The following is an 18,297-nucleotide window of genomic DNA, read 5'->3' on the forward strand; positions in this document are numbered from 1 at the left end:
TGGTGGAACACGAATGTATAACATAGTTTCGGGGCACAGTGAACCCCGGTTCCGTGTTTCAAACAGCAATCTATAATTTGTCATGAGGGCGCAGCACCCCCCGAAAGAGGGGTTTAACGATCAAGCAGGCAACAAGCCGCGGACGACTTGCGCAAGGTGTCGAACCCGTGTTTGACGGGAGACGCGTGCGGCCATGTCGCGCAACTGGAGGATGCAGCCGGAGCATGCGGTCACGATAGTCGAGGTGCCGCCCTGGATGGCAAGGGAGATCTTGTTTTCACCGATGCGTGCCGAAGTCGGATAATCCCGGGCGTTGAAGGTTCCGCCGTAGCCGCAGCAACGGTCGGTTCCCTTCATTTCGCCGAAGCCCCTGCCTACAGCGCGTTCGAGCAGCTCGCGGCCGGCTTCCCCGCGGCCGAGCGTCCCGGACAGGTGACAGGGGTCGTGCCAGCCGACGCTGCCCGCGCCGAATGCGGCGGGAGCAGGCACGAGGATTCGCACGAGCGGAGAATCGAGGATGGAGGTCGCGTAGTCCACGCAACGTTCGGCGACCCACTCGGCCGCATCCCGGAGGGGATGGTCCGTGGGGATCACGTTCAGGAGGTCGCGCCGGAACATCTTTAGGCAGGAGCCGCACGGAAAGACGATCGACCGCGGAGCCGCTGCGCGCATCGCGACGAGATTTTTCGAGATCGCCTTCATGGCCCCGGCGCGATCGCCGGAGGCGAGCGCCGGCAGGCCGCAGCAGGCGGCATCGCGCGATACCGTGACCTCCCCCCATGCGGCTTTCAGCGTCTCGTAGGAATCCCGGCCGATTTCGGGCATGACGAGGTCGAAGACGCACCCGGGGAACAACATGACCTCGCCGGCCCGGGCCTCGTCCTTGCCGAGCGAAGCGACGAAACCAATGGGCGGAAGCGCCGGCAACGTCCGGCCGTGAAGACCGGCGACGTCGGGAAAGCGGTAGTGCAGGCCGCTCTCGGTAGGCATCTTCCGCAACAGGTGCTGGGCGGCGTTTCCGGCGGCGCGGACAGCGTTCAGTGCCCTCGCCGAAGGAAGTACCTCGTCGAACAGGATGCGCTTCCAGACCGGCAGCCCGAGCTTGTCGGCGAATCGGGTGCGGCCGGCGACGAGGATCTCCTCGACCGCGACCTGGTTCGGGCAGTTCCGCTCGCACCGGCCGCAAAGCAGGCAGTCGGCGAGCGCTTCCCGCACCGCGGCATCCCGTTCTTCGCCCAGCGGGATGGCGCCGCATGCCGGCAATCCAACCTCCCCCGCCATCGCGGATTCTAGCAGCGCGATCTTGCCGCGCGCCACGTTGACCTCGGTCCGGCGCTCGGGATAGAGGGTGCAGACCGCGCGACAGCTGCCGCACTTCACGCACGCCGCGATCTTCTCGGCAAGCTCCCGGTCGATCATCGGGTAACCGCGCTTTCTTCCAGCCAGATCTTCCCCGGATTCAGGATGCCGTTGGGGTCGAACGCCGCCTTCAGCCGCTTCATGACGGAAACCCCCAGTGGGCCGACTTCCATCTCGAAAAATGGCGCTTTCGAGATCCCGACGCCATGCTCGCCTGAAATGGTCCCCCCCAGGTCAACCGTCTTGCGGAAGATCGTCTCGACCGCCGCATCGGCCCGGCGGCGCTCGTCGGAATCGGTCCCGGAGATCATCACGTTGACGTGGATGTTGCCGTCGCCCGCGTGGCCGAAGTTGACGATCGTGAGTCGCTCGCGGGCGGCCAGCTCCGACAGAAACGCCATCATCTCGGGAAGGGCGCTGCGCGGGACGACGATGTCCTCGTTGAGCTTGACCGGTGCGATCTTCCGGAGGGCCGGCGAGATCGACCGCCGCAGCTTCCAGAGACGTTCCCGACCCGGCCCGTCGGTTGCGCGACGCACTTCTATGGCGCCGTAGGCGCGAAGCGCCATTTCGACTCCCTCGAGCTCCGATGCGACCGATGGGGGGGCGCCGTCGACTTCGACGAGCAGCGCGCACCCGGTTTCCTCGGGAAGATCGAGTGCAACGACGCGGCGGACGCAGTCGATCGCCGAGCGGTCCATCAGCTCCATGGCGCTTGGGGTGATGCGTGCTTCGACGATGCCGGCGACCGCGCGGGAGGCCTCGCCGTTGTCCCGGAACAGGGCAAGCAGCGTGCCGGTCGATTCCGGAAGCGGCAAAAGCCGGAGCGTTGCCCGCGTGACGAAGCCGAGCGTCCCTTCGGAGCCCACGAGCATGCGGGTCAGGTCGTACCCGACGACGCCCTTGGCGGTGGACACGCCCGTGCGGATCATCTCGCCGCTGCCGAGGACGGCTTCGAGCCCGAGAACGTAATCGCGCGTCACCCCGTATTTGACGGCAGACATCCCGCCCGCGCACTCGGCGATGTTGCCGCCGATCGTGCCGAATTTCATGGAAGCGGGGTCGGGTGGGTAGAACAGGGAGAACCGGCGTGCTTCTTCCTTGAGCGTTTCTGTCACGACGCCCGGTTCCACGACCGCGAGCAGGTTTGCGGGATCGATCGACAGGACGCGGTTCATCCGTTCGGTCGAGAGCACCAGCCCGCCCCGGACCGGGAGGCAGCCGCCGGAGAAGCCGGACCCGGCGCCCCGCGGGATCACGGGAAAACGGCGCTCGTTGGCCAGGAGGATCGCCTGCCGGACCTCTTCCGCATCGACGGGATATGCGACGGCGTCGGGAAGGAACTCTTTCCCCGTGGCGTCATAGGCGTAGCACAACCGGTCTTCGGGGGAATCCTTGAAACGATCGCCGAAAATGTCTTTCAGGCAGGTACGTGACGTTGCTTCCATCGTCCTACGATTTTAGCATGCCGTGCGGGTCCGGATATAATGGCGATCGGTACGCCGGATTCCTCGAGAGGCGGTGCGGACATGACGGGAATCGGACGCGAGATTTTCTGGGGCGTATCCGCTTGGGCGCCAGGCGTCATGTATGCCCTGTTCGGGATCGTCCTGCTTCTGTCCGGATGGGGGATGACGCGGCGCGGCCGTGCCTGGCGCTCCGGGCGCCCCGAACGGGAGAACCGCTTCGACGACATTCCCGGAAGGCTGCTTTCGCTTTTCCGGGACGCCTTCTGCCAGGCGAGGACGCTCGAGCGATTTCCCGGCGGCCTGTTTCATTTCCTGATCTACGCCGGCTTCCTGGTGTTGACGATCGCTACGCTCCTGGTTGCGGTCCAGCACGACCTGGGCTATCGGATCCTGGACGGGCCGTTCTATGTCGGGTTCAAGATCTTCGCGGACGGCTTCGGCCTTCTGATGCTGCTCGGCTGCGGCGCGGCGCTTTCCAGGCGCATTTTCGCACCATCTCCCGGACAGCTTCACGGAGTCGGCGAGTATGCTCCACTGGTCTTCCTGATCGCGGTCGGCGCCACAGGGTTTCTGGTCGAGGGACTCCGTCTTTCCGCGACGCAGCCGGCGTATGCCGGCGCATCCTTCGTTGCCTGCCGGGTCTCCCCTCTCCTGTCCTTTCTCGGCGACTTCGAAATGCAGACTGCCGCGCACAATGCCGCCTGGTGGGCGCATCTCCTGCTGGCATTCGCCTTCCTGGCCTCTCTCCCGTTTTCGAAAATGACGCACGTGGCCACGGGCCCCTTTTCGATCTTCCTGCGCACCGCGCGTCCGGCCGGCGCACTCCAGTCCGTTCCGAAGATCGAGGAGGAAGAAAGGCCCGGCGTGCTGGCAGTCCGGGATTTCTCCTGGAAGCAGCTGCTTTCCGCCGATGCCTGCACGCGCTGCGGGCGTTGCCAGGACGAATGTCCGGCATTCGCCGCAGACATGCCCCTGTCCCCGCGCGATGTCGTGCTGAAGACCGCCGCCTCCCTGCACGGCGGCCGGTTCGCATCCCCGCTTCCCGAATCGGGTGTCCCCGTGTCCGGGGGCAACGCTTTCGCCCATGACGTGCTTACTCCCCCGACGATCTGGTCCTGCACCACCTGCCGTGCCTGCGTCCGCGCCTGCCCGGTCTCGATCGAGCATGTCGATATGATCGTCGATGTCCGCCGCGGATTCGTCTCCGAATCGAAGATTCCCGACAGCGTCCGTGTCGCCCTGCGAAAGACAACGGACAGCGGAAACCCCTGGGGGTTGCCCCAGGCCGACCGTATGGCCTGGGCCGACGGGCTTGACGTGCGGCTGGCTTCCGACGGAAAACCGTTCGAATTCCTTTACTGGGTCGGATGCGCGGCGGCCTACGATCCGCGGAACAGGAAGGTTGCCCGCTCGATCGCCACCCTGCTGGCACGCGCAGGCGTCGATTTTGCCGTTCTCGGGACCGAAGAAACCTGTTGCGGCGAGGCAGCGCGACGCTTGGGTGATGAGGGGCTCTTCCAACTCGGGACCGTCGAGGCTGTCCGGGAGGTCTTCGCGAAGTACGGGGTTCGCAAGATCGTTACCGGATGCCCCCATTGCTTCAACACGTTTCGTAACGAATACCCGGCGCTCGGCGTCCAGGTCGAGGTCGTCCACCATTCGCAGCTTCTCGCGACCCTCCTGGCATCGGGGAGACTCGCCCCCCGGCTCCCGCAGCCGGGCACGGTCGCGTTCCACGACAGCTGCTACCTCGGACGCTGCAACGGCCTGTTCGATGAACCGCGGACGTCGCTGGCCTCCATTCCAGGACTTTCGGTCGCCGAAACCGAAAAACGGCGGGAACGTTCCTTTTGCTGCGGGGCCGGCGGCGGGGCGATGTGGCTCGACCTTCCGGGACGGCGAATCAATCACCTGAGATTCGACCAGCTTCGGGCGACCGGGGCCCGGGCATTCGCCACGGCCTGCCCCTACTGCCTGACCATGCTGGAGGATGCGGTCAGTTTTCACGCCCTGGAGAAAACGTTCGATGTTCGGGACATTTCGGAATACCTGGCGGAATCCATGATCCCGGCATCGGAAAGAAACGGACTCGGAGCCATATTACAAATGCCGTAGCATTACCGCATGGCATAGTTGTAATAATTGCGATAATGCTTGCATTATTACAACTACTCACGCAACAATGGATCCAGGAACACCGATCGGGGGACCCATTGTCTGAGCATATAGAGTCTATCCTTTCGAATATCCTCGATAAAAAGATTCGAGAACTCGGGTTCGACTCGCTTCGGAAATTCCATCTTGCACACAAGGAATCCATCGGGGTCAGTTACGAGTTGCTCCGGCAAATCATGCGGTCGGGCCGGATCCCACGAATCGAATCGCTCGTTCCCATCCTCCGGGCCGTCAACCTGTCCCAGGTCGCCACGGATTCCCTGCTCTCCCGACTCTACCCGCATTATCGCGGCACACGATCCTCCCTTTCGGCAGCGTCTACGGATTTAACGGAATTTTCCGGTTCCCTCTTGCCTGAAACTGCCGAATCCCCGGAATCCGACCTCCCTCGCAGGCTGTTCGATGCGTTGCGCCGGATTCCCGTGCGGGGAAACGAAGATCTTTGGGAGATGACGACTCGCCTGGCCGAGATCGCCGAGCGCAAGGTTCGGGATCGGGCAAGGGGTCGCATCGACCAGCCCTCTCTTTTCGGGGAAGAGCCTGAATCGATCTACCAGTTCCTGGTTCGATGCGGGAAGGCCGTTCCCTTCATGTCCAGGGGTGAGGATTGCCACCTGGAATTCTGTCGGGAAATCGATTATGAAGATCGCTATCGAGGGGTGTTGCTCGGACAGGCGATCGGCGCCGCAATGGGACGCATTACCCAAGGATTATCCGCCAAGGACATCGAGGGGCTTTACGGCCGCGTGCTCATGCCCCCCATCCCCACCGGGAATGCCCCCCCCTATAATCTCGCGATCGCCGAATATCTCGTGGAGGAGAAGCAATCGTCCCAGGAAGCGTACGCCACGGTCGTGGCCACAGAAATCCGCCTGCAGGAAGCGAGCGAGTGGGAGGCCGCGTATTCCGAAAACCTGTTGGACCGTCGCTATCCGTGGTTCGAATCGGGAGAGCCGTTCCCGGAAAGTGCGGCCGCCGCGCGTTGCATCCCGCTGGCCTTGCGACACGGAGGCGATTTCCGTCGGTTGAAGCTCGAATGCGGCCTGGGTGCCGCAACCACGCATCCCCACCCAGCTGCCATCGCCGGCGCAATCCTGCTGGCCGGATCGATTGCCCGCCTTCTCCACACCGTTCCCGGTTCCCTGGACGCCATCCCGTTTTTACGCACGGCCGCGCCGTTCATCGGCGGGATCGAGACCGATAGGTCCGGTGGTCGCAACCGTACCCTTTCCACCTTCGTTCGTCGGGTCGGTACGGAACTTCCGGCCCTTTTATTGAGACGGGCGCCGATCGACGAGATCGCGAAATCGGTCGGTAACGGAGAACTCCCGACCGAAGGGATCCCGTTCGCGCTCGGCTGCGTCTTGTCGTATCCGACCGATTTTCGTGAGGGGGTTTTGGCGGCGGTCAACGCCGGCCAGGATGCGATCAGGACCGGTGCGATGGCGGGCGCGCTCGCCGGAGCGCTGCTTGGGGCGTCGTCGATCCCCGAGGGTTGGATTTCACGTCTTCCTGCCCGCCAGAGGCTCGAATCCGCCGCGGAAGGCCTGCTGCGCCTGGCACGCCAGGCCCGAAATTAGTGCCACTCCACTTAAACAACCGCAGTTAAGCGGAACATATAAAGCACAGTGGAACTGAACAAGCGCAAGGATATTCGGGGAACGAGAGGCGGAGGGTTTCAGGTCGGAGCGAAGCGGCGTTAGGTCACATTCTCGATCCAGAGGAGGTGCCCTGCCGCCGGTGTCCCGGCCAGAGCATCGAAGGACTTCCGGTCGTCCGTTACCATGCACGCCTTCTCGACCATGGCCACGGCAAGATACAGGCTGTCGTAGCCGCTCAAGGGAAGTGGCGGGCCGAAAGGGAAGCTTCAGAAGATTTTCGAAGAAACGGCGACCCTCCCCCGCAGGCAGCAGGAGAAGATCGCCGAGCTCGTGTCAGCGTTCGTCAATCAGTACAGGCAGGAACAGATGAGATAGACAAATTGCGGTTATTAGAAGGCAAGGTCCCGCTCAACTCATAATGCCGTCGAGCATTACATAAACCTATCTTACAAGCCCCACACCCAAAGCAACAGAATTTTACAATGACTTATTAACTTTGTGCGCCACAAACTTATTCCTGTACTCCTTTGCTGACCTAATATTTGAATACACTTCTGCATCATTGCCCAGCATAAATATATCCCTATGCACCCCCATGTCGGACAGCTCCAAATCTCCTAAATTTTCAATTAACTCAATACCTTTGGCAGTATTGTCAGCGCGCAATTCCATTAAAGCCTTCGTATGTACTGCGAGTAGACTTGATGACAATCCTACTAATTCAATTTGAGATGAGTCACTATGAATATAAAGGGTCCTGCCCCCCCACCTATAACCGACACCTACCGAAACCGCAATAATAGCCACACAACATAATCTTACATATATTTTGTTCAAAGTTATGCACCTCGCCTCGCGAAAAACTCCTCTTAACAACAAAACAATTCACCAACAACAATCCGCACCGCAAATTACTATTTACACGGAAATCTCCTCTTTATTAAAAGTCGGTAGGCCTCTCCTGGATGATCATGCGCCCATTGTGCATCTATCATGTTATCGACATTGTCGTTAGCAAGTTGTTTCAAATTATAACTCTTAATAAATACATCATATTCCCCTTTAGCAATGTCTGGACTTGCTAATGAGTAGGCTGTTCCAACAACAGTACCGGCAAACGATCCCGCAAATCCACTTTTAAATGTAGTGCCTATCAGGTTTTCCCCCACGCTTTTAACGAAATTGCCAACAGACGTAAGTCCTTTTCCAACGTCACGACCAAAATCACGAAATGAATATAGGCCATTTTGATCTATATAGTTTATAGGGTCGTTCCCAACGTAAACGTAGAGATTCAGCCCGCCCTTGTGAAAAATCGGGTCCTTTGCGGCAAGTATCAGCGTTTATTATCCAAATTCTTCCTCAAGTTTCTTTTATTGATGATTTTAAGCATCTCAGCCCAAATTATTACTAAAAAACCCACTATAGCAATTGGTATTCCCAACAAATAAACGCATAATTTGTTAATTCTAAAAAGGGAAAATAAAACCTGCAACGATATAAAAGTTGTTCCAACCAGAATCAACAAAAAGCCTTTCCAGAAATAGGCATAGTATGGCCTGTGTCTGTTTTTATAATTATACACAACCAGTATCGCTACCAATAATTCCCGTGCCACAACGATGCTATTTATATTATCGAAGTATATATCATGGAATGTCATAAGCTATTCTCACTACCTTACGGGTGGCATACGGCCTGGAAGCGTCCTGGGTGGGGGTGGAAACCTCCCAACAGGGGGGGCGTTTCTAGGATTAAATGGTTCGATTGGTTCTCCTTCAATATGAGGCTGCTGTTCTTCTCCATGCCTAGCTGATTCCCATGCCTCGTATATTAATGCCGCTATTACAGCAGCCGCTATTATAACCTGTATGGTACATTCACCCGTAGGGTCTTTGTAGTTTATTGGGTCGTTAGCGACGTACTGGTAAAGATTCAACCCACCCCGGTGGAAGATGGGGTCCTTTGCGGCCCATCACCCAAACACCGAATTGGTTATATAGAACGTAATATTCATAACCGCATGAGAAACTATACTTGCCCCGAGACATCCTGAGTGTTCATAAATAATAGTCAAGGCAACAGAATATATAATGGCGGCTGGACTCAAATGAATAAGCCCGTAACATAAAGAAACAACAGCAATAGAAACAAGAAAACCGTATCTATTCTTTATAATATTAAACGCATATCCCCGATAAAACACTTCTTCAATAATTGGGAAAATAATACAGATAAGCAATATGTATGGAATGTAAAATATTTGTTTGTTATCTAAACCAATAAACCCAGTAGGTTTTCCCCATTCCCCCCCACGAATAATGGCGCCTAAAGGCAAATTCAAAAAGGATAACAATAGCCCACCCGCCAATCCGTACAGAAGCATTTTTAATTTCTTTTCCTTAGTAAATCCATATTCTTCAGGTTTAATTATTTTATTACTGGAAAGATATACTATCGAAAGCGCGAGTGAGCCTGCCAGCAAATAATATTCTTTCAATACTTTTGGCACATATAAATTAAGGATTTCCAATCCAAGCCTATACAGAAAGTGAAATATAGCAAACGAGAACACCAGTACGAAAAATGATATTATTAATTCGCGTAAACCAAGTCTATCGCCACTCACAATTAGCCCTCAATAAAATGACATTCGAAACATCTGTGTATAATCAGTTATTCTATTTTTTCCTTTTTCTGTTTACCTTACAGGCCTGGATCAGTGTGTCTTCAAGATCACTCAGGGCATCCATTGTTGCGCCAAACAGATTAACTCCAACCTGAACGTTATTCGTAGGATCCGGAGGCCCAGTGATAAGCCCTTGAACGACGTCATAAACATATTTTGCACCCACAGCAAGTTCTGGAGCATATGCATAAACATAGGGCGTAATTATTTCAGCCGCCGCGGCAACAGCCGATCCCGCACCGATTGTGCCCACGCTTATTTGTGCTGCGACTCTTTGTTGTGGAGTAACAGGAGAACTATTCGGTATCTGAATTACTGCTAAGCCATAATGATCGATAAGGTTAACCGGATCATTCCCAACGTACTGGTAAAGATTCAACCCTCCCCTGTGAAAAATCGGGTCCTTTGCGGCTCAAACCACAAAACATTGGCCATGGTCGTACCTGTACATCGCATTTATTGGCCGAGTAAGCCCTTGATAATCCTTACACTTTCATCATAATCCTTTGCAGGGGTCATTATTCTCATCTCAACACCTGGAAGAAATTGTAACATTTGCGCAGAATTTCGGTCTAGAACAACACTATCCACATTATTCTGCTTAAGTGCATCTACTATCGCTTTGACTTTAATACTGTCCTTTAGCGATAGAACCGTTACATATTCATTTTTGTTTGCACCGTGCTTTATACGTTCATGGAATATCACGGCATCCGTATATTTATATACTAATTCTTTTTTATGGTTTCCTTTTGATAAAATTTCCCACAATAAAAAGAATATCAAGCACGAAGTAATAATAGCCCACCCGACAGATGAGTGATATTTTGCTTCGAAATACAATCTAATTGTTAGATAAAAACTAGCAACTACGATAGCAACGGATAGAACTATTGATTTATCTTTCATTTAGCATTCACCTCCCCGGCATCCCGGGAGGAACACCTGGAGGAGGCCTGCTTATGGGAGGCCTATCCCCCCCTGGAGGAAATTTTGGAGGTGACAGTGGACCGGGGGAACCTGGTCGTGTAGTTCCTGGAGGAGAACCTGGGGGCAATCTCGGAACTTGAGGATCGTGTAACCAGAATGGGGCAATCTCTTGGGCAGTAATTATTGGGATAAGAATTCTTGCAACCCAAATTACCCAAATCGGACATTCACCAGAAATATCTGTATAGTTCACGGGATCATTCCAAACGTAACTATACAGGTTCAACCCTCCCTCGTGGAATATCGGGTCCTTTGCGGCCCATCTTCCTGACTCTGGTTCGTAGTCCCTAAATCCGAATCGGACCATGGTTGAGACGTTATCAACCAGCCCGCCGGCAAATCCAATAGGTAAATTAAATCCTGAACCCATCTCATTTATCTTGATCCCCCAGGCGTCGTACTCCATCGACTTTCGTATGGCTCCAGAAGTATCTATAACCATCCTCGGCGATCCCAAACAGTCGGATGCGACATAGAACCTTTCGCCTCCTCGTTCAATGGCAAACAACGCCCCAAATACATCGTAATAGTAGGTTGAAAACGTATTGTCCGTCGCCCGGGAAGCTGTTACCTGGAACGGTTGACTCGGATTCCCGTACAAGTACTGGGTGGTCTCATTGCCAACCGTACTTGCGACGCGCCGATTCATCCCGTCATACGCGTAACGGATCAACGTCAAGCCGGTCGTATTGTCGATGACTTCAAGCAGTTCCCCGCGGCTACTGTATCGATAATTCCGCATACCTCTCCGGCCCAGGAAACCATCAACATCGAACACGGCCGACCCCGTCTCGCGGTCCTGGTCATCGTAGGCAACCGGCCCGCGAACCCCGATTGGACTGTTCGCATGGGTCCGATTCCCATTCAGGTCGTAAACGTATTTTTCATAGAGCGTCGAACCATCCCGGATGACGTTGTCCAATTGACCATCGAGATCGTAGGAATACTTGAAAATAATTGGAGCAACCCCGAGTTTCCGCTCGGTTTTCCTGCTGATTCTTCCAGGAAGGTCCCGCTCCATGGTTTCTTCGTAGAAAATCGTAGCATGGTTATCCGAAACGGTTTTCCGGTTCATTCGGCCGACGTTGTCATATCCGTACGAAACAATCAGCCATCCAGGAAGGCAATTGATTGGCTGTTCCGTTTGATCCAATCCGCATTCCCGGGTTGCAAGGTCGGACACATTGTCGGGTGCCCCACCTGGTCCCCCGCGTGAAATCGTGAACGGCCCGGTTCCGGTCAGCAATCCGTCGGGGTCCATAGAAAGCAGATTCCAGACGTTGTCCAGGGCGATTCTCGTGACGAAGAAGTTGTTGTCATATGCGTAGCGGTATTCCCCAACCGATGCACCGGAGGCCGAGGCCCGCCTGACGAGGAAGGCATCGTATGCAAAAGCATTTGATTGGGTGCCGCCCATATCGCTTCTGGAAACCGAGTCGACCCGGTCGTCGTTGTCCAGATACCCAAAGGAAATCGACGCCTCAGGGTAGGAAACGGAAGACAATCTGCCCTTCGTCGGTTCGTACTCCGCCGTGATCGTCCGGCCGCCCGGCAGGCGCGTGGACTCCCATTCCCTGTCGAGCGAATATCCGTGCGTGTAGTACGGATTGCCAGGCGGGGAATAACTGTTATCCATATTGACCGGGGAATAGTCGCTGATGTGCGACATTAATTTCGGCATGACGATCTTCTTCCTGTTGCCCTCGCCGTCGTACTCGAATCCGTAAATTCGCGTCGATGGCAATTTCACCGATTTCACCCGATCGACATCGTCGTACCCGTATTCGATCACACGCTGATACGGATCGGTTACGGTCCAAAGCCGGTTCAGGTTGTCGTAGGCGTAAACCCATGCGTTGATAAATTCATTATCGTAGCCGGTTTTCCAAAGACGCCCGTGATTGTCGTAGGCGAGCCAGGTCGAAAGAAGTTCCGGAAATGTCAGGTCCCCCTTGTAGGAGGAGACTCTTCCTCTCGCGTCCAGCCAGGTTGCGGACTGGCGCTGCGCAGGGGAAACCGTGAGAATCTGGTGCGTCGCTTTGTCGTATGATTTTGAATACGTGCGATTGTTGATCTTGGTCGTTTGCAGAGTGCTCCGCACGCTCCAAGGGTCTCCCAGGAGATCAAGCGAGACGGATTTGTTGGTGCTCGAGACGTAGCTCAACCCTTCAGGCGTCCCGATCGTCGTCTTGCCGATAAAGGGGGACTGCATACCGAACCGCGGATCGGGCAATTCTTTCACCGTGGTAAAGGTACCATCCGGCAGCGACGCATTTCGTGTTCCGTAAGGAAAGACTTCCTGACGGCGGACCGAACCCGAGGGGTATTTGCCCACGACGATCGAATTTCGCGTCGAAAGTTGTTCCACTGTGTGATGGGTGACACGCCCCCGGGCGGTCGACTTGGTGATGTCCAGGAATGAACTGTTGTCAGTGGTCGTCAAGGTTCGTTCCAGATTCAGAAACCCGCCGGCCGGATCAGTATCCCGCTTTATGCGGCCTTGATCATCATAGATGAATTCGTGCGGGAAGCCCCGGAAGTCCCAATACTTTCGAAGCAACCCATTCGGCTCATAGGTCATCGAGACATTGTCGCCGCCAGGTCGAACCAGGGATTGGAGGTATCCATTCATCAAGGGACCAAAGACCGTCCTCTGCCCGCCTGTGCCGCTGATCACCCGCGGGATTCCACCCGATGGGCGCTCGATCTGAACCGAGTTGTTGTCGGAGTCCCGAATCGAAGCAAGGTATCCATCCTGATCGTAATCAAATTCGATCAAGAGATCACCTGTCAGGGCATTCCGGGTTTGCAAATGGCGACCCGCCCCGCTGAAGACGTGGACTAAATCTCCGTCGTCCGAACCAATGGCAACCTCACCATCCCCCAATCCGGGGAAACGGGCGCTCACCTTCCGGATGCGCCGGTCAGATCCATCGGCCATGTAACCGCTTCCATCCGGACCGAATCCGATCGACGATATCTCCTGGAACGTGGCGCCGGTTGCGGGCCCCCCGTCTCCTCCATATCCGAACAAGCCATTTCCGACAAACAGGTTGATGGTCCCGTCGGGTCGGATGACGCGAACCCGGCCGTACCAAGCATCGCTGAGATAGATCGTGTCGCCTTTCCCCTTCCCCATCGCCAGACCTTCCACGGCTCCGATATACGCATTCAGGGCTGGGCCACCATCCCCGTTTCCCGGATAACTTCCCGGGGCGCCACCGGCGATTGTGCGGATCAAACCATTCTCGACGGATCGTACGGTACGCTTAATTACATCGTAAAAATAGACCGCACCGGACATTCCGACCGCCAACCCTTGGGGCGACAGATAAGCATTGATCGCCGGGATATTCTCCCCGTAAGTTCCTCCTCCGCCCGCCCAACGCCGGACGATGTTGTCGGCTCCCATCCTGAAGACCACATTCCCGTCGATGAAATAGAGAGAGTCATCGGGGCCGATCGCCAGATAGGTCGGTGCAAATAATGGGAACTGAGTCCCGTTGACGTTGTTCCGGTAGGAACCGTACAACTGCGCTCCGGTTCCCACTACCGTCGAGATGATGCCGCTCGGATCGATTTTTCGAATTCGATAATCGGAATAGTCGGCCAGATAGATGCTGTCATCACTTGCGATCGCGATGTCTCTCACCCACCGAACAGATCCCTGGCTTGCCGGGCCTCCGTCTCCCTCGGAATCGCCCGGTGGCTGGTAGCGAATCAGGGTGGAGGCGATGCCATCCTTGTCGATTTTTCTGACCTTCGTCCCTTCCGAAAAATAGACATTCCCGTCACTATCGGCGGCAACCCCCGATGCCCCACCGATTCTTCCGCTGGCACCCGGCATCCCATCTTCCAGCCATGGCGTATTGTAGCTAGTCCCCGCGCCGGCAATCGTCGTGACGATGTTTTCCATTCCTCCGATCGCGGCGAGCGTGGCACCATCGCCCAGATACATAGCTCGGTTGGACGGGTCGAAGACATGGTGGGGGCTTAGAGTCCATCCCCCAAGATTTACCGCTCGCGCATCGAACGTTCCGACAGTCGTTTCCCAATTGGATTCCAGGATCACGGTCCTGTCCGGGGCAAGAACTAGATTGACGTTGTCAGTCGAGGAGTTCGCAAACGCAAGTTCCTGTTCCATGGGAATCTGGTAATACCCCGGAAAGACGTATCCGATCCGGACCAGCGCCTTCTGGGGCGTGTTCATCAATACGTTGTCGAATCGCAGGCCGTCCCAATCGAACTCATATTTCAGGTTGGGAGTCGGAGGGTCATAGTTCAGATGGATATGGCGCCCCGCGATGATAATATCCACAACAGCCCGGATCAAATCCGGATGGATGGATTCACCTGTGATCGGGATGCTCAGCTTGCTGGCATCCTTCCGGCCGGGGACCCGATTGCTGCGGTAGTTCAGGGAAAAAGGCGTGCCGATAATTGGAATGCTCTCCCCAAGGATCTGTTGCTGGCACTCGATGGTAGACCGCCCCGAGTCGGTTGTGGATGTGCAAGGGGGTGGTTCCGGTCCGTCGGGCGTCGTTGGAACCCCCGTCGATGGTTCGGCCCCCGTCGGAGGCCCTATGGTGAAGTTCATGTCGACGGTCGAGAAATGGGGAATCGGAGCCCGCCAAAGGGAACTGCCGGCGGAATATAGCGTTGCCAACTGCCGCCGTTCGTCGTCCGTGATACCGAGCCATTCCAACCGGGCATTGTTGTCCGGCGTTCCGCTGCCGGTCGAATCGATCACGGCAATGCCTCCGTTAACGCTTAATATCCGGATGACCCTGCCATTTTTCGCCGGAACCCACTGCTTCGCCTTCTTGTTATAGAACCCGACGGGAACCGGGGTGCCGACCGGAAATCCCAGGAAATTTTCCACATAATGAAAGAGCGGACGATCTAATCGCACACTCTCCGCCCCGGCTGCGAGTGCCTCGTCCGCGGTCAACTCGGCACAGTAGGTGTACCCGGTTGTGGGCGGAAGCGGGGCGGGCATGGCTTTCGGGCCGTTGGGACCTACCGTGTATTCGGTTGCCCGAATGCTTAGGGACGGCAGCGACCGGGAACTGCCATCCGGGAAAACCATTTCCGCCGTCGTGCCGGCCACGACGATAAGTGTCGCTTGCCGGGTCCCGGCATCATCGGTCACGACGTTACCTCGAGCAACTTGAACCGGTTGCGATGGCGCAATGAGGTCGACGGTCGTCACTGCATTGTCGAGCGGGATCATCGCGACGTCGGGAACGACCCCGTACTCCTGCCACATCGTGTCCGCATGGCGCTTGGCCGGCAAATAACCCGTCCGGGAATAACTCAGCACAGTCCGGCCCCCGCCGTTGACAATCATATCGAAGATCCCGTCGAGACGGCTGACGGTCTGTCCAAGCTCTGGATGCGAATCGACCGTGATGGTGACTCCGGAAAGTGGAAGTCCGTCGCGCGTGAGAACTTTTCCACGAATCACAGCAGCCCGCCGGGTCTCGATCGTTCCCGGGCTCACCCCGGTCTGAATCGGGTTGTCTCCCGAATAGATGTATCGGGTCGAGGAAGCGATGTTGGTGGCAATCGTCGGTTCCGGTGGTGGCGCTATCGTCGCCGGATCCGGCGGGATCGTTATTGACTCCGGGCCTTGGGACAGCACATACGAGATCTGAGCCCCTTGCAGCAGTTGGGTCCCCGGGGTCGGATCCTGGGTAATGATCCGGCCCGATGCCACCCGCCCGGAATATGCGTTCGTTACCGTTCCCGACGATAGCTGCAGGGCGACGAGCGCGCTTTGTGCCTCGGGCTGAGTCATCCCGAGAATCACGGGTGCGCTGATCATCGCGGGTCCTGTCGACACGGTCAGATCGACCGCCGCCCCTTCCGGCAAGACCGTGCCTGCGACCGGGAATTGGCCGATGACGTTCCCTGGGGGTACGGAAGCGCTGCTTGCCTGCGTGATGGTCCCGGTAACGAGGCCTGCACCGGCAATCCCGGACTGGGCTACCGATTGAGACATCCCGGTCACGCTCGGAACCGTCGTCGCCGGGATGTAGGCCATCAGGTTGATCGTCGACGGAGCGCTATTGAGCGCGTTGTCATTGACCACCAAGGAGACCGTGTAGCTTCCCGCGACATCCAGCGTGATCATCGCGTGGGTTGAAGTGGCATTGCTCACGGTTGCGGCGCTTCCTGCGGGTGCCGATACGACGCTCCACTGATAGGTCAGCGGATCCCCGTTGATGTCATAGCTGCCCGAGCCATCCAGGGAGACAATCGTGGATCTTGGCACATCGATCGAGGCCGCAGTCGCGACAGCGACCGGCATGGTATTGACCGCTGTTGCGATCACCGTATCGGGCGGGCTGTCCTGGACGCCGTCGTTGACCACGAGACGCAGGACGTAATCCCCGAGCTTGTCGGCCAGAAGGCTAGGCGTGGGAGATGTCGCATTGTCGAGATTGGTCGTGCTGGATGCTGGTCGAGATACGAAACTCCACCTAAACCAAAGCGCATGATACTCGGGGTCGAAAGAACCGGTCCGTAGAAATGGATGAGGGTGTTTCTCGGAACTGTCTGGTCCGAACCGGCATTCGCAGTCGGCGGCGCGTTCGGCGTGATTGCCGTGACTTGGACTTTATCCGGCGTCGAATCGACCAATCCGTCGTTGACTGTCAGGGAAGCTATGTAGGCGCCGTCGATGTCGGGAAGAAACGACGGATGCGATGTCGTGGCGTTGTCCAGCACCACAAGGCTGCCCTGGGGTATCGCAATAAAGACCCAAGAGAAGGTGATCGAATCGCCGTCGGCATCGTAACTGGTGGACCCGTCCAGCGTAACGCGCGCCCCGGTATTCACGCTTATGCCGTTACCGGCGATCGCTGTTGGCGGAGAATTGGGATGAGATGCCGTCACCGTCACGTTGTCGGGCGTGCTGTCCTGGACGCCGTCGTTGACGACCAACTGGGCAAGGTAGCTGCCGAGAATGTCCGGGATGAACCACGGACTAACCGTGGTGTTGTCGTGCAAAATGGAAAGGCTTTCGGCCGGCTGCGTGGAAAGCGACCAACGCCATGTCATCTGCACATTTTCCGGGTCGGAACTTGCCCTCCCATCCAGCACGACCGTATCGCCCGTCCGGGCGGATTGGGGCGAACCGGCCCGAGCGATCGGGGGCTGATTGTCGTTGATCGTGACGTTGTCCAGGTCCACCAGGTTGTCGGATGTGGTGATCGTTGCCAGGAGCGTGTTGCTTCCGGAAACCAGCGGGACGTTTGCTGCCGTAAAGGTTCCGCTGGATGCGGTCGCGGCCGTATTGTTGACTTTGACCGTGTTGTTGCCGGAATAAGAAACGTAGTTCCCGGAAACATTCGTGGAGGGCGTGTGGATCTGGGCACCGGCCAGAGGCGACGAGATGTGGACGTCAAGCGTATAGACGCCGGAGATGCTGACGGTGAGGCAGCTCGACGGAGAACTCGTGTTGATCTTGACCGTAAACGTGTTGCTGCCCTGGACAAGGTTGCCAACCGTCTTGTTGATTTGAGTCGTGTGGGTGTTGAAATCGTTGGTTCCCACGATCTGCGTGGTGTTGATCTTGATGACCGCCGAAGAGACGGTATTGTTGCCGTTGCCGTCCCCATCAATGACCGTCAGCGTGAAGCTGCCTTGCGTGGACGGGCAGGAAAAGGTCCGAGTGTAGGTACTGGACAAGTAGTTGAAACGCTCGGGACCGTAAAGCTTCTCGGTGATCGTGCTCCCGGCATAGGATGCGTCTGGAATAGGAAGAAGGAGCGAGAGCAGGAGGAGGGTGCAGGAAAAACGGTTGAGGACCCTGGAGGCGAGATGCATCGGCGTCCTTTCGAAAGGTACCTGTAAGCGGCGAAAGGAAGAGACTCGATGGTTGCATCATAGCCGCCAATAACGGAGGACTATACACGGGATGCAGATTAATGTCACCATTCCTTGTCGATCGCACTCGACCACCAAGGAATGGATCCTGTTTTCAGCTAATCGGTGCCGGTGGGCGGGA

General features: G+C 56.6%; 11 protein-coding genes. 2 read left to right on the top strand and 9 right to left on the bottom strand.

Annotated elements, in window-relative coordinates:
* Positions 1-120: 120 nt before the first annotated feature.
* Together VGK27_06145 and VGK27_06150 are read right to left on the bottom strand one after the other, a co-directional pair.
* Positions 121-1,419: a (Fe-S)-binding protein gene (locus tag VGK27_06145; GenBank protein ID HEY3489684.1), complete on the bottom strand. Its 1,299-nt coding sequence runs from the start codon at positions 1,417-1,419 to the stop codon at positions 121-123.
* Positions 1,416-2,807, bottom strand: a complete 1,392-nt coding sequence (locus tag VGK27_06150) for an FAD-linked oxidase C-terminal domain-containing protein (protein ID HEY3489685.1) — start codon at positions 2,805-2,807, stop codon at positions 1,416-1,418. The genes VGK27_06145 and VGK27_06150 overlap by 4 nt, the downstream gene beginning before the upstream one ends.
* Positions 2,808-2,888: 81 nt before the next feature.
* On the opposite strand from VGK27_06150, the gene VGK27_06155 reads away from it, so the two are divergent.
* Entirely contained in the window at positions 2,889-4,943 is a 2,055-nt protein-coding gene (locus tag VGK27_06155; protein HEY3489686.1) for a (Fe-S)-binding protein, read from the top strand.
* A 509-nt stretch (positions 4,944-5,452) separates the two neighbouring features.
* Positions 5,453-6,583 carry an ADP-ribosylglycohydrolase family protein gene (locus tag VGK27_06160; GenBank protein HEY3489687.1) on the top strand — a complete coding sequence of 377 codons (1,131 nt, stop codon included), beginning with the start codon at positions 5,453-5,455 and terminating at the stop codon, positions 6,581-6,583.
* A 119-nt stretch (positions 6,584-6,702) separates the two neighbouring features.
* On the opposite strand, the gene VGK27_06165 is transcribed toward VGK27_06160, so the two are convergent.
* From VGK27_06165 to VGK27_06195, 7 genes are all read right to left on the bottom strand, one after another.
* On the bottom strand, positions 6,703-6,843 hold the full coding sequence (locus VGK27_06165) for a hypothetical protein (GenBank protein ID HEY3489688.1): 141 nt from the start codon (positions 6,841-6,843) through the stop codon (positions 6,703-6,705).
* A gap of 238 nt (positions 6,844-7,081) precedes the next feature.
* Positions 7,082-7,276, bottom strand: a complete 195-nt coding sequence (locus tag VGK27_06170) for a hypothetical protein (protein HEY3489689.1) — start codon at positions 7,274-7,276, stop codon at positions 7,082-7,084.
* Positions 7,277-8,579: 1,303 nt separating this feature from the next.
* Entirely contained in the window at positions 8,580-9,233 is a 654-nt protein-coding gene (locus VGK27_06175; protein HEY3489690.1) for a type II CAAX endopeptidase family protein, read from the bottom strand.
* A 52-nt stretch (positions 9,234-9,285) separates the two neighbouring features.
* Positions 9,286-9,672 carry a hypothetical protein gene (locus VGK27_06180; protein ID HEY3489691.1) on the bottom strand — a complete coding sequence of 129 codons (387 nt, stop codon included), beginning with the start codon at positions 9,670-9,672 and terminating at the stop codon, positions 9,286-9,288.
* 77 nt (positions 9,673-9,749) lie between these two features.
* Positions 9,750-10,202 (bottom strand): DUF2007 domain-containing protein, encoded by a 453-nt coding sequence (locus tag VGK27_06185; protein ID HEY3489692.1) that lies wholly within the window; start codon positions 10,200-10,202, stop codon positions 9,750-9,752.
* A gap of 7 nt (positions 10,203-10,209) precedes the next feature.
* Positions 10,210-16,659 carry a PASTA domain-containing protein gene (locus VGK27_06190; GenBank protein HEY3489693.1) on the bottom strand — a complete coding sequence of 2,150 codons (6,450 nt, stop codon included), beginning with the start codon at positions 16,657-16,659 and terminating at the stop codon, positions 10,210-10,212.
* On the bottom strand, positions 16,617-18,116 hold the full coding sequence (locus tag VGK27_06195) for a hypothetical protein (protein ID HEY3489694.1): 1,500 nt from the start codon (positions 18,114-18,116) through the stop codon (positions 16,617-16,619). The genes VGK27_06190 and VGK27_06195 overlap by 43 nt, the downstream gene beginning before the upstream one ends.
* Positions 18,117-18,297 lie beyond the last annotated feature (181 nt).

The sequence above is a fragment of the Candidatus Deferrimicrobiaceae bacterium genome (assembly GCA_036504035.1).
GTDB lineage: Bacteria > Desulfobacterota > Deferrimicrobia > Deferrimicrobiales > Deferrimicrobiaceae > JANXPS01.

What these genes read in the sequence shown, in the direction of transcription:
- VGK27_06145 (HEY3489684.1), bottom strand. Translation starts at nt 1,419, where the DNA reads ATGATCGACCGGGAGCTTGCCGAGAAGATCGCGGCGTGCGTGAAGTGC.
- VGK27_06150 (HEY3489685.1), bottom strand. Translation starts at nt 2,807, where the DNA reads ATGGAAGCAACGTCACGTACCTGCCTGAAAGACATTTTCGGCGATCGT.
- VGK27_06155 (HEY3489686.1), top strand. Translation starts at nt 2,889, where the DNA reads ATGACGGGAATCGGACGCGAGATTTTCTGGGGCGTATCCGCTTGGGCG.
- VGK27_06160 (HEY3489687.1), top strand. Translation starts at nt 5,453, where the DNA reads ATGACGACTCGCCTGGCCGAGATCGCCGAGCGCAAGGTTCGGGATCGG.
- VGK27_06170 (HEY3489689.1), bottom strand. Translation starts at nt 7,276, where the DNA reads ATGGAATTGCGCGCTGACAATACTGCCAAAGGTATTGAGTTAATTGAA.
- VGK27_06185 (HEY3489692.1), bottom strand. Translation starts at nt 10,202, where the DNA reads ATGAAAGATAAATCAATAGTTCTATCCGTTGCTATCGTAGTTGCTAGT.
- VGK27_06195 (HEY3489694.1), bottom strand. Translation starts at nt 18,116, where the DNA reads ATGCATCTCGCCTCCAGGGTCCTCAACCGTTTTTCCTGCACCCTCCTC.